This window comes from Jezberella montanilacus (assembly GCF_003003055.1).
Lineage (GTDB): Bacteria > Pseudomonadota > Gammaproteobacteria > Burkholderiales > Burkholderiaceae_B > Zwartia > Zwartia montanilacus.
Genome location: NZ_PVTV01000012.1, coordinates 164,375 through 175,714, shown reverse-complemented (window position 1 = coordinate 175,714; position 11,340 = coordinate 164,375). Strand labels below are relative to the sequence as shown.

Here is an 11,340-nt window from a genome sequence, read left to right as displayed (position 1 = left end):
TTTTTTATAAAGCTGGATTGACTGCTGACTTGTTAAAGTTTACTCAGCTGCAGCGTTATCAACAACTTCACCAATCTCTGGGCGATCGACGAGCTCCATGAATGCCATTGGTGCGTTATCACCTTGACGGAAACCCATCTTGAGCACACGCGTGTATCCACCATTACGAGCAGCATAACGTGGGCCAATTTCAGCAAAAAGCTTAACCACCACGTCGCGGTCACGCAAACGAGCAAATGCCAGACGTTTGTTAGCTAATGTTGGGGCTTTACCCAGTGTAATCAGCGGCTCAACGATACGACGCAACTCTTTTGCTTTGGGCAAAGTCGTTTTGATTGCTTCGTGCGTGAGTAAGGCAACAGCCATGTTGCGAAACATAGCCAGACGGTGGCTGCTGGTGCGGTTTAATTTACGTAATCCATTGCCGTGACGCATAATAATTTCCTTTAAATCTTGAATCGTGAATCGTGAAGGGCTTTTTTCGCCCGAGGATTTTTGCCGGCTCTTCTATCAGTAAACTGCGGGCCGGTTGGTACTAGCACTAAATTATGGACGCTCTAGACCCATTGGTGGCCAATTCTCTAACTTCATGCCCAAGGTCAAGCCGCGAGCAGCCAAGACTTCTTTGATCTCATTGAGTGACTTACGACCAAGGTTTGGTGTCTTCAACAGCTCGTTTTCGCTACGCTGGATCAAATCACCGATGTAATAAATATTTTCAGCTTTCAAGCAATTAGCCGAGCGAACCGTCAACTCGAGATCGTCGACCGGACGCAACAGAACTGGGTCAACCTGTGGCGCACCACGCGATGGCATCTCATATGAATCACCAGCACCTTCGAGTGCAGCGAAGACAGAAATCTGATCCATCAGAATACGCGCTGATTGACGAACCGCTTCTTCTGGAGAAATCACGCCGTTGGTTTCAACGTCTAGAATCAATTTGTCCAAGTCAGTCCGCTGCTCAACACGTGCGCTTTCTACTGTGTAGCTCACACGGCGAACGGGGCTAAAAGATGCATCAAGCACAATGCGGCCAATGGTGTGGGCGCGGTCATCGATCAACGCGCGCACGTTACCAGGCACATAGCCACGGTTTTTCTCAACCTTAATCTGCATCTCAAGCTTGCCCGACTCGGTCAGGGTTGCGATGACATGATTCGGGTTGATGATTTCAACATCGTGGGGCAATTCAATATCAGAGGCCAGTACCGCGCCCGAACCTTGCTTGCGCAAAACCAAAGTAACTTCGTCACGTGTGTGTAGCTTAAATACGACGCCCTTCAAGTTCAGCAGAATATCAACAACGTCTTCGCGAACGCCACCGATAGTCGAGTACTCATGTACGACACCGGTAATTTGAACTTCGGTCGCAGCATAGCCGGACATGGAAGACAACAAAATGCGACGTAGCGCATTGCCGAGTGTGTGCCCATAGCCGCGTTCAAACGGCTCCATGATGATTCTGGCGTGGTGTGTACCCATTGGCTCGACTTCGATCGAGCGTGGTTTGAGAAAACCTTGTGTTGACATGCTTTTTTCCTTTTCAATACCCTCGGTTCGTTACACCGATAAGGCTGACACTAAAATGAGTCGGCGACCTGTGCAAACACAGATCGCCTTGCTTACGTAAAACCAAAACCGAGCAATATTAGCGTGAATACAATTCAACAACCATTGACTCGTTGATATCGCGAGCGACGTCAGCGCGGTCAGGTACTTGTTTGAATGTACCGGACAATTTAGCTGTGTCGACGTCTACCCACTGGGGGATGCCGTTGCCACTAGCCAAGTCCATTGATTCACGGATCCGAGCCTGCCCTTTTGATTTTTCACGAACGGCAATCACATCGCCAGACTTGATCAACATTGAAGGGATGTCTGCAGTGTGGCCGTTTAGCTCAATCGCACGGTGAGCAACTAACTGACGCGCTTCAGCACGTGTTGAACCGAAGCCCATGCGGTAAACCACATTGTCAAGACGCGACTCAAGCAATTGAATCAGCTGTTCGCCAGTATTACCCTTGCGACGCTCGGCTTCAGCAAAGTATTTGCGGAACTGCTTCTCGAGCACGCCATACATACGCTTGAGTTTTTGCTTTTCGCGCAGCTGCATGCCATAGTCAGACGTGCGAGCACCAGAGGTGCGACCGTGTTGACCGGGCTTCGAGTCAAGTTTGCACTTTGAGTCGAGCGTGCGGCGTGCACTCTTTAAAAACAAATCGATACCCTCGCGACGCGAGAGTTTGCATTTAGGACCTGTGTAACGGGCCATTTGGCTTCCCCTTAAATACGACGGCGCTTAGGTGGACGGCAACCGTTATGCGGAATAGGCGTGATATCGGCAATGCTCGAAATCTTGATCCCTAACGCATTCAGTGCACGAACAGATGATTCGCGACCTGGGCCTGGGCCCTTGATGCGAACCTCGAGTGTCTTGATACCGCACTCAATGGCTACTTTGCCAGCAGTTTCAGCAGCGACCTGAGCTGCAAACGGCGTTGACTTACGTGAGCCTTTGAAACCAGCACCACCAGAGGTCGCCCAGGACAAAGCATTGCCCTGACGGTCAGTGATCGTGATGATTGTGTTGTTGAAAGAGGCGTGGACGTGAGCAATCCCATCCGACACATTCTTTTTAACTTTTTTACGGACGCGATTAGCGCCACCAGCAGAAGCTTTAGCCATCTTCTATTCCTCTTTATTTCTTCAGGCTTGCAGCAGCGCGACGTGGTCCCTTGCGGGTACGAGCGTTGGTGCGAGTGCGTTGACCGCGAACCGGCAGGCCGCGTTTGTGACGCATGCCACGGTATGTTCCGAGGTCGATCAATCGTTTGATCGAGAGCTGCACTTCACGACGCAAGTCGCCTTCAACCGCAAACACACCTACGTGTTCACGAATGCGCTCCAGCTCTGCGTCGGTAAGATCTTTGACCTTCTTTGAAAAGGGCACACCAGCTGCTTCGCAAATTTTGCGTGAGCGAGTACGTCCGATACCAAAAATGGCGGTCAAGCCGATCTCAGCGTGCTGATGCGGCGGAATGTTGATGCCAGCTATACGGGCCATGACTGTTCCTTGATGTAATACGTTGCGCTGTTGCTAACCAAAATTAGCCTTGACGCTGTTTATGCCGCGGATCGGTGCAAATCACTCGCACCACGCCGTGACGTTTAATAATCTTGCAGTTGCGGCAAATCCGCTTAACTGATGCCATTACTTTCATGGTTGACTCCTGTTTCTCTTCCGTTACCCGACCGCTTATTTAGAGCGGAACACAATTCTGGCGCGCGTCAGGTCATAGGGGGTGAGCTCCACTGTGACCTTATCGCCCGGCAGAATCCGGATGTAATGCATACGCATCTTGCCAGATATGTGCCCCAATACTACGTGGCCGTTTTCTAGTTTGACACGAAACGTTGCATTGGGGAGATTCTCAAGAATCTCTCCTTGCATCTGAATGACGTCGTCCTTTGACATTGTTCTCGCTTATCTCATTGGTAGATTCTGACTCTTGAAGTTGGCCTTCTTGAGTAAAGAATCGTACTGGTGAGACATCATGTAGGCCTGAACCTGTGCCATGAAGTCCATCGTTACTACAACAATAATCAGCAAGGAGGTACCGCCAAAATTGAACGGTACGTTCCAGCGCATGACTAAAAATTCTGGCACTAGACAAACCAACGTGATGTAAATCGCACCTGCCAAGGTTAAGCGCATCAAAATCTTGTCAATAAACCTTGCAGTTTGCTCACCTGGTCGAATACCGGGAACAAATGCACCGCTTTTCTTCAAGTTATCGGCTGTCTCACGGCTATTGAATACAAGCGCTGTGTAGAAAAAGCAGAAGAAAATAATCGCAGTGGCATACAGCGTGATGTACAACGGCTGGCGTGGCGCTAAGGCAGCAGCAATATCGCTCAACCAGCGCATATTCTCACTGCTTGAAAACCAACTGGTGATCGTTGCCGGAAACAAAATAATCGACGAAGCGAAAATCGGTGGGATCACACCCGCCATGTTTAACTTCAACGGCAAGTGGGAGGTCTGTCCGCCATATATTTTATTGCCTACCTGGCGTTTAGCATAGTTAACCGTGATCTTACGTTGACCACGTTCAACCAGAACAACAAAGCCAGTCACAAGCACAACCAGCGCAATGATAAAAAGTGCTGACAGGGGTGACATGGCGTTTGTCCGAACTAGCTCGAGCAACCCGGCCAGCGCATTGGGCAAGCCAGCGACAATACCCGCAAAAATCAATATGGAAATACCGTTACCGAGCCCGCGCTCAGTAATCTGCTCGCCAAGCCACATAACAAACATTGTTCCGGTCACCAACGTTACTACAGTCGTAAGGCGGAAAAACATCCCGGGGTCGATGACCAAACTAGGCTGCGACTCAAGTGCAACAGAGATACCGACCGCCTGAACGAGAGCCAGTAACACTGTTCCGTAGCGCGTGTACTGAGTGATCTTACGGCGACCGGCTTCGCCTTCTTTCTTGATTGCTTCAAGTGACGGCACCACTACCGACATCAGCTGCATGATAATTGACGCAGAAATGTAAGGCATGATGCCCAAAGCAAACACTGAAAAGCGAGATAAGGCGCCACCAGAAAACATATTAAACATACCCAGGATGCCACCTTGATTCTGGCGGAACAAGTCGGCCAATGCATCAGGGTTGATCCCGGGGACAGGGATGTGGGTCCCTGTGCGGTAGACGACCAGGGCCAGTACCAGAAACACGAGACGGCGCTTTAAGTCGCCGAAACGTGGTCCTGCTGCCTTAGTTGTCTGTGCTGTTGCCATTCTTCTAATCCGTCTTAAGCGATCGAGCCGCCAGCAGCTTCAATTGAAGCGCGCGCACCGGCCGTTGCATTGATACCCTTTAGGGTAACTCTGCGTGTGAGCTCACCCGACTTAAACACTTTTACAAACTTGACTTGGGTACCAATAACGTTAGCCTGCTTGAGCACCTGCACATCGATCTCGTCGACAGGCAATGCTTGCAAATCAGACAAGCGAACCTGCGCGTACAAGTGATCGTCCAGCGTGACGAAACCACGCTTAGGCAGACGACGTTGCAAAGGCATTTGACCGCCTTCGAAACCCACTTTGTGGAAGCCGCCTGAACGGGACTTTTGTCCCTTGTGACCGCGACCAGCAGTCTTGCCCAAACCAGACCCGATGCCACGACCCACGCGACGCTTTGCGTGTGTTGAGCCTTCAGCTGGTTTGATAGTATTGAGTTGCGTAATCGACATGATTATTCCTTTCAGGCCTCTGAAACCTTCACGAGATAATCAACTTTGTTGATCATTCCGCGAACTTCAGGTGTATCCACCAGCACTTTGCTGCTGTTTACTTTGTGCAAACCCAGGCCACGAACCGTAGCTCTGTGGTCTTGCTTGGTACCGATGGTCGATTTGACCAAGGTGACTTTGATTTGTTTCTGAGTCATGATCAACCCAAGATCTCTTCAACAGTTTTGCCACGTTTAGCAGCAACTTCTGATGGGGTGTGTGAAGCGCGCAAACCGTTTAAAGTTGCGCGTACCATGTTGTAGGGATTGCTCGAGCCAAGGCTTTTCGCCACAACGTTGCGAACACCCATGACTTCAAAAATTGCGCGCATTGGGCCGCCGGCGATTACGCCAGTACCTTCAGCAGCTGGAGAAATCAAAACAGTCGCTGCGCCATGCTTACCCACCACAGTGTGATGAACCGTGCCATTTTTGAGCGTCACTTTAAACAGCTCACGACGTGCTTGCTCCATCGCTTTTTGAACAGCGACTGGCACTTCACGTGCTTTGCCTTTACCCATGCCTACCCGACCATCGCCATCACCGACGACTGTCAGTGCGGCAAAGCTCATTGTGCGACCGCCTTTTACAACTTTAGTGACGCGGTTGACCGCAATCATTTTCTCGCGAAGGCCGTCATCCCTTTCTTCGGGAGCGTTTTTACCTTGTGCTTTAGTAGCCATTTGAAGATTCCTCGCTTAAAACTTCAGACCGGCTTCACGCGCGGCATCGGCCAGGGCTTTAATACGCCCGTGGTAACGGAAACCCGAGCGATCAAAAGCGACAAGCTCAATGCCAGCTGCTTTTGCTTTCTCGGCCACACGCTTGCCCACCAATGAAGCAGCGTTGGCATTGCCACCGCGACCCGACTGACCAGCCAGCTGTTGACGCACTTCTGCTTCGACCGTTGAGGCCGAAACGAGCACGCGATCGCCTTCTGGCGAAATGATGTTTGCGTAAATATGCAAATTCGAACGGAAAACCTGAAGGCGATTGACTCGCAACTCGGCGATTTTCTTGCGTGTCGGAATTGCACGACGCAAACGGGAAATTTTCTTGTCCATGATGTTTCCTTGTTTGCGCAATTATTTCTTTTTGGTTTCTTTGATGATGACACGCTCGTCAAAATAGCGAACACCCTTGCCTTTATATGGCTCTGGTGGACGATATGCACGAATCTCTGCCGCCACTTGACCAACGACTTGCTTGTTCGAGCCTTTCAGAATAATTTCTGTCTGAGTCGGACACTCTGCCTTGATACCGGCAGGCATTGGGTGGATCACATCATGAGAAAAGCCAAGCTGAAGCTTAATCGCGTCACCTTGAATGGCTGCGCGATAACCCACACCCACTAGTGTTAACTTACGCTCAAACCCTTTACTCACACCGGTAACCATATTGGCTACCAATGCGCGCAATGTGCCTGACATAGCTTTTGCCTGACGAGAGTCATTGGCAACGATGAATGACAACTTACCGCCGTCTTCGTTAACAATGACATCACCCGTCAAGGACTGCGTCAAAGAACCCAACGGGCCTTTAACAGTGATGTTGTCTGCCTGAATGCTGGCTTCTACGCCCTTTGGCAATTCGACTGGATATTTAGCAATACGTGACATTTGGTTCTCCTTAGGCCACGTAGCACAACACTTCGCCGCCCACGCCATTGGCGCGTGCTTTGCGATCGGTCATGACACCACGCGAGGTGGACACAATTGCTACGCCCAAGCCGTTCATAACCTGAGGAATGCTGCTGCGACCTTTATAGATTCGCAGCCCTGGGCGGGAGACACGCTCAATACGCTCAATCACTGGGCGACCAGCGTAGTACTTCAGCGTAATCTCGAGCTCTGGCTTCTGCTCAGTACCCTTTACCTGAAAACCATCGATGTAGCCTTCGTCTACCAGCACAGCAGCAATAGCCGCCTTCAGCTTTGAGGAGGGCATGGTCACTGAGGGTTTATCTACCTGCTGCGCATTGCGAATGCGAGTCAGCATATCGGCGATTGGATCGCTCATGCTCATATTTTTTCTCCTACCAGCTAGCCTTGGTCATGCCGGGAATTTCACCCTTCATAGCCAATTCGCGTAGTTTCATACGGCCAAGACCGAACTTGCGGAATACACCGCGTGAACGACCTGTGATTGCACAGCGGTTACGCTGGCGTGATGGACTTGCGTTGCGGGGTAACGCCTGCAGTTTCAGACGCGCTTCGTAACGCTCTTCGTCGGACTTGGATTGATCGTCGACAATTGCCTTGAGGGCAGCGCGCTTAGCGGCAAATTTCTCTACCGTTTTGGTGCGCTTGATGTCGCGATTGATCATGGAAAGTTTTGCCACGTTTGCGCCCCTTAGTTGCGGAACGGGAAGCTAAACGCTGTCAGCAGCGCCTTTGCTTCTTCGTCTGTCTTGGCGGAGGTGGTGATGCTGATATTCATCCCACGCAGCGCGTCAATTTTGTCGTATTCGATTTCAGGGAAAATAATTTGTTCCTTGACACCGATGTTGTAATTGCCACGGCCATCAAACGCACGACCAGAAATACCGCGAAAGTCACGAACTCGGGGTAATGCAACCGAAACGAGGCGATCGAGGAATTCATACATGCGCTGACCGCGCAAAGTCACCATACAACCGATAGGATAGTTTTCGCGGATTTTGAAACCGGCGATCGCTTTCTTGGTCTTGGTAATAACCGGCTTCTGGCCAGCTATCTTTGTCAGGTCATTAACGGCGTGGTCAATTACTTTTTTGTCAGCGACGGCTTCAGAGACACCCATGTTTAGAGTGATCTTCATGATACGCGGCACTTCCATTGAGCTCTTGTAACCAAATTGCTCGCGTAGTTGGCCAGCAATCTTGTTTTGATACAGTTCTTGAAAACGAGACATGTTTATGGCCCCTTACGCTTTCGCGCCAACGACATCGCCGCTGGAGCGATAAATACGAACTCTACGACCGTCGACTTCTTTCACGCCAACACGGTCGGCTTTGCCAGTCGCGGGGTTAAATAAAGCGATGTTCGAGATATGGATGGGCATGGTTTTGTCAATAATGCCACCAGCAACACCCTGCATAGGGTTTGGACGCACATGCTTTTTAACAACGTTGATGCCTTCGACTAACACGTGATCCGCGTCAACGCGCGACAACACGGTACCGCGACGTTTTTTGTCACGCCCAGTCAAGACTACAACCTCGTCACCTTTACGAATTTTTTCCATGATGACTCCTTACAGCACTTCTGGCGCCAGGGACACGATCTTCATGAACTTTTCACCGCGCAATTCACGAGTGACTGGTCCGAAGATACGAGTGCCGATTGGCTCGAGTTTGGCATTGAGCAAAACTGCCGCGTTACCGCCGAACTTAATCAGCGAGCCGTCTTTGCGACGAACACCTTTGGCCGTACGCACAACAACAGCGTTATAGATTTCACCTTTTTTGACACGGCCGCGTGGGGCAGCATCTTTCACGGTTACTTTAATAACGTCGCCTATGGAGGCATAACGGCGCTTAGAACCGCCGAGCACCTTAATACACATCACTGAGCGTGCACCGGTGTTATCGGCCACGTCTAGCGTGGTCTGCATTTGAATCATGATTTTTCCTGTTCCAACTTAGTAAAATACAAGCGCTTGATTATCAAACGCTCCCAGTTCACCAGTTTTGGTCCCGTCAGGCGCCACAAAGCACCCTGGGTTGAAATCTGTTAATTTACTTTTCTGATCCGCTGAAGATGGTTTGCCGAGCTTTGCAATTGGCCGCTTTGTTTAATTTGCGACGTTTTTACTTAACTATGCCACCCTGTTTCTCTTTACGATTCAGGAAAGTCCACCAGTATATATCCTGATTATAATTTTTGCAACTGTGTTTCGGCGCTTTATTGTTGTTCTTGGTCATCATGTTGCGAAATTATTGATTTTTGTTGGTTGCCAAAGGTTTTTCTCTGGTGGGTGCAGTTTATTTTTCCTTGTACACTAAGTCCCCTTTCACTCCACGCCCGTTCACAGGAATACTCATGTATCAGAATCTTTCGCTGTATATCAACGGAGAGTTTATCTCCGGCGACGGTAGAAAAATGCAAGACGTCATCAACCCGGCAACTCAGGAATTGCTTGGTCAGCTGCCACATGCAAGCGAAGCGGATCTTGAGCACGCGTTGAAATCAGCGCAAAAGGCCTTTGAAACCTGGAAGCATTCATCCCCTATGGATCGCTCGGCGATTTTGCGGCGCGTTGCTCAGCTGACACGAGATCGTGCGCAAGAAATTGGTCGCAATATGACGCTCGATCAAGGTAAGCCATTGGCTGAGGCGGTGGGTGAGGTGGTTGGTTGCGCCGATCATTGCGACTGGCACGCCGAAGAGTGCCGCCGGATTTACGGTCGTGTTGTTTTGCCGCGCGCGTCCAATGTTCGGCAGCTCGTACTTAAAGAGCCAATCGGGGTGTGCGTTGCTTTTACTCCTTGGAATTTTCCCTATAACCAGGCCATCCGCAAGATCGCTGCTGCGATTGGTGCTGGTTGCACCCTGGTTCTGAAAGGCCCTGAGGACGCGCCAAGCGCGGTCATGGCGATTGCCCAGATGTTTCAGGATGCGGGCTTGCCACCAGGTGTTTTGAATATTGTTTGGGGTGAACCAGCTAAGGTTTCTGACTACTTGATCAAGTCGCCTATTTCCCGCAAGGTTTCGTTCACGGGCTCCGTGCCGGTCGGCAAGTTACTTGCAGGATTAGCTGGCGCTCACATGAAACGCGTAACCATGGAGCTCGGTGGTCATTCGCCAGTCTTGGTGTTTGAGGATGCGGATATCGATCGCGCGGCTACGATGTTAGCCAATTTTAAGATCCGGAACGCCGGTCAGGTTTGCGTGTCACCCACTCGCTTCTACATTCAAAAGTCGGTCTACGATAAGTTTCTTGCCAAATTTACGGATGTTTTGAAAAATATCAAAATAGGCAACGGTCTGGATGCCGGTGTTCAAATGGGTCCTCTGGCTCACGAGCGCCGGATTCCCGCGCTGAGCCGTTTCGTTGACGATGCGCGCAAGCGTGGCGGTGAGGTCGTGATTGGTGGAGAGCCCATTGATGGTAAAGGCTTTTTCTTCCCGCCTACAGTGATTACTGGCTTGAAGGATGACGCGATGTTGATGACTGAAGAACCATTCGGTCCGATCGCACCTGTCGTGCCATTTAACGACATCGACGAAGTCTTGGTTCGTGCGAACAGCTTACCGTTTGGTTTGTCCTCTTATGTGTTCACCAACTCACTGCAAACTGCAACGAAAGTTTCTAATGCATTAGAGTCTGGTATGGTCAATATCAATCACTTTGGCAGCGCTCTGCCAGAGACACCCTTCGGCGGCGTCAAGGATAGCGGTATCGGCAGCGAGGGCGGGGCAGAAACGTTTGATGCTTACTTAGTGACCAAATTCGTAACACACGTCTAAGGTATAACTTTGTTATGCGGTGCCCCGATAACGGGCATCAATAAAAAAAGCGACAGCAAATTGCTGTCGCTTTTTTCGCACCTGCGTCGTAATTAGATCACGCGGGCGGCTTCAACCAATCGTGTAGCTGTCCATGATTTCGAACGAGATATAGGACGACCTTCCGCGATCTCTACTGTGTCGCCTTCGTTGTACTGATTGGTTTCGTCGTGAGCCTTGTATTTAGCTGAGCGCATAACGATCTTACCCAGTACTGGGTGTTTCACGCGACGCTCAACAAGTACAACAATGGTTTTATCCATTTTGTTGCTGACGACTTTACCAACCAAGGTACGCTGACGCTTGGCGATTGTTGTTGCTTGGGCTTGGGTCATATTAATTTCCCGCCTTTTCAGTCAACAGTGTACGAACACGAGCAATATCGCGACGCACATTGCGGATCTGGCTATTGTTAGTCAACTGCTGAGTGGCTTTCTGCATACGCAGACCAAACTGGGCCTTCAGCAGGCTTTCGAGCTCTTGACCGAGCTCGGCGGCTGTTTTTGTACGTAATTCGCTGGCTTTCATATCGATTCCTTTATACC

21 protein-coding genes are annotated in these 11,340 nt (G+C 50.3%); 1 reads left to right on the top strand and 20 read right to left on the bottom strand.

Going from position 1 to position 11,340, the window contains the following annotated elements; genetic code table 11:
- Window positions 1-39: 39 nt before the first annotated feature.
- From rplQ to rplN, 18 genes are all read right to left on the bottom strand, one after another.
- The gene (gene rplQ, locus BCM14_RS06710) at window positions 40-435 is read right to left on the bottom strand and encodes a 50S ribosomal protein L17 (RefSeq protein ID WP_106227236.1); all 396 of its coding nucleotides are present in this window, start codon (window positions 433-435) and stop codon (window positions 40-42) included.
- A 111-nt stretch (window positions 436-546) separates the two neighbouring features.
- A complete protein-coding gene (locus BCM14_RS06705; RefSeq protein ID WP_106227235.1) occupies window positions 547-1,533 on the bottom strand; it encodes a DNA-directed RNA polymerase subunit alpha in 987 nt (328 codons plus the stop codon).
- Between the two features lie 118 nt (window positions 1,534-1,651).
- A complete protein-coding gene (gene rpsD, locus BCM14_RS06700) occupies window positions 1,652-2,275 on the bottom strand; it encodes a 30S ribosomal protein S4 (protein WP_106227234.1) in 624 nt (207 codons plus the stop codon).
- A gap of 11 nt (window positions 2,276-2,286) precedes the next feature.
- A complete protein-coding gene (rpsK, locus tag BCM14_RS06695) occupies window positions 2,287-2,688 on the bottom strand; it encodes a 30S ribosomal protein S11 (RefSeq protein ID WP_106227233.1) in 402 nt (133 codons plus the stop codon).
- A gap of 13 nt (window positions 2,689-2,701) precedes the next feature.
- Complete coding sequence (rpsM, locus tag BCM14_RS06690) at window positions 2,702-3,067, bottom strand: 30S ribosomal protein S13 (RefSeq protein ID WP_106227232.1); 366 nt, start codon at window positions 3,065-3,067, stop codon at window positions 2,702-2,704.
- 43 nt (window positions 3,068-3,110) lie between these two features.
- The gene (gene rpmJ / locus BCM14_RS06685) at window positions 3,111-3,224 is read right to left on the bottom strand and encodes a 50S ribosomal protein L36 (RefSeq protein WP_003805360.1); all 114 of its coding nucleotides are present in this window, start codon (window positions 3,222-3,224) and stop codon (window positions 3,111-3,113) included.
- 35 nt (window positions 3,225-3,259) lie between these two features.
- The gene (gene infA, locus BCM14_RS06680) at window positions 3,260-3,478 is read right to left on the bottom strand and encodes a translation initiation factor IF-1 (RefSeq protein WP_028816445.1); all 219 of its coding nucleotides are present in this window, start codon (window positions 3,476-3,478) and stop codon (window positions 3,260-3,262) included.
- Between the two features lie 9 nt (window positions 3,479-3,487).
- Window positions 3,488-4,813, bottom strand: a complete 1,326-nt coding sequence (secY, locus tag BCM14_RS06675) for a preprotein translocase subunit SecY (protein WP_106227231.1) — start codon at window positions 4,811-4,813, stop codon at window positions 3,488-3,490.
- Between the two features lie 14 nt (window positions 4,814-4,827).
- Window positions 4,828-5,268: a 50S ribosomal protein L15 gene (rplO, locus tag BCM14_RS06670; RefSeq protein WP_106227230.1), complete on the bottom strand. Its 441-nt coding sequence runs from the start codon at window positions 5,266-5,268 to the stop codon at window positions 4,828-4,830.
- 11 nt (window positions 5,269-5,279) lie between these two features.
- Window positions 5,280-5,465, bottom strand: a complete 186-nt coding sequence (rpmD, locus tag BCM14_RS06665) for a 50S ribosomal protein L30 (RefSeq protein WP_106227229.1) — start codon at window positions 5,463-5,465, stop codon at window positions 5,280-5,282.
- Between the two features lie 2 nt (window positions 5,466-5,467).
- The gene (gene rpsE, locus BCM14_RS06660) at window positions 5,468-5,989 is read right to left on the bottom strand and encodes a 30S ribosomal protein S5 (protein WP_106227228.1); all 522 of its coding nucleotides are present in this window, start codon (window positions 5,987-5,989) and stop codon (window positions 5,468-5,470) included.
- Between the two features lie 15 nt (window positions 5,990-6,004).
- Window positions 6,005-6,370, bottom strand: coding sequence for a 50S ribosomal protein L18 (gene rplR, locus BCM14_RS06655; protein ID WP_106227227.1), 366 nt, complete (start codon window positions 6,368-6,370; stop codon window positions 6,005-6,007).
- Window positions 6,371-6,391: 21 nt separating this feature from the next.
- Window positions 6,392-6,925, bottom strand: a complete 534-nt coding sequence (gene rplF / locus BCM14_RS06650) for a 50S ribosomal protein L6 (RefSeq protein WP_106227226.1) — start codon at window positions 6,923-6,925, stop codon at window positions 6,392-6,394.
- A 10-nt stretch (window positions 6,926-6,935) separates the two neighbouring features.
- Window positions 6,936-7,331: a 30S ribosomal protein S8 gene (gene rpsH, locus BCM14_RS06645; protein WP_106227225.1), complete on the bottom strand. Its 396-nt coding sequence runs from the start codon at window positions 7,329-7,331 to the stop codon at window positions 6,936-6,938.
- A 10-nt stretch (window positions 7,332-7,341) separates the two neighbouring features.
- On the bottom strand, window positions 7,342-7,647 hold the full coding sequence (rpsN, locus tag BCM14_RS06640) for a 30S ribosomal protein S14 (protein WP_106227224.1): 306 nt from the start codon (window positions 7,645-7,647) through the stop codon (window positions 7,342-7,344).
- An 11-nt stretch (window positions 7,648-7,658) separates the two neighbouring features.
- Window positions 7,659-8,198: a 50S ribosomal protein L5 gene (gene rplE, locus BCM14_RS06635; protein WP_106227223.1), complete on the bottom strand. Its 540-nt coding sequence runs from the start codon at window positions 8,196-8,198 to the stop codon at window positions 7,659-7,661.
- Between the two features lie 12 nt (window positions 8,199-8,210).
- Entirely contained in the window at window positions 8,211-8,531 is a 321-nt protein-coding gene (gene rplX, locus BCM14_RS06630) for a 50S ribosomal protein L24 (RefSeq protein WP_106227222.1), read from the bottom strand.
- 9 nt (window positions 8,532-8,540) lie between these two features.
- The gene (gene rplN, locus BCM14_RS06625) at window positions 8,541-8,909 is read right to left on the bottom strand and encodes a 50S ribosomal protein L14 (RefSeq protein WP_106227221.1); all 369 of its coding nucleotides are present in this window, start codon (window positions 8,907-8,909) and stop codon (window positions 8,541-8,543) included.
- A gap of 419 nt (window positions 8,910-9,328) precedes the next feature.
- On the opposite strand from rplN, the gene BCM14_RS06620 reads away from it, so the two are divergent.
- Window positions 9,329-10,756, top strand: a complete 1,428-nt coding sequence (locus BCM14_RS06620) for an NAD-dependent succinate-semialdehyde dehydrogenase (protein WP_106227220.1) — start codon at window positions 9,329-9,331, stop codon at window positions 10,754-10,756.
- A 92-nt stretch (window positions 10,757-10,848) separates the two neighbouring features.
- Here BCM14_RS06620 and rpsQ read toward each other — a convergent pair whose 3' ends face one another.
- Both rpsQ and rpmC read right to left on the bottom strand, forming a co-directional pair.
- A complete protein-coding gene (gene rpsQ, locus BCM14_RS06615; RefSeq protein WP_106227219.1) occupies window positions 10,849-11,130 on the bottom strand; it encodes a 30S ribosomal protein S17 in 282 nt (93 codons plus the stop codon).
- Between the two features lies 1 nt (window position 11,131).
- Window positions 11,132-11,323, bottom strand: a complete 192-nt coding sequence (rpmC, locus tag BCM14_RS06610) for a 50S ribosomal protein L29 (protein ID WP_106227218.1) — start codon at window positions 11,321-11,323, stop codon at window positions 11,132-11,134.
- Window positions 11,324-11,340: the final 17 nt, after the last annotated feature.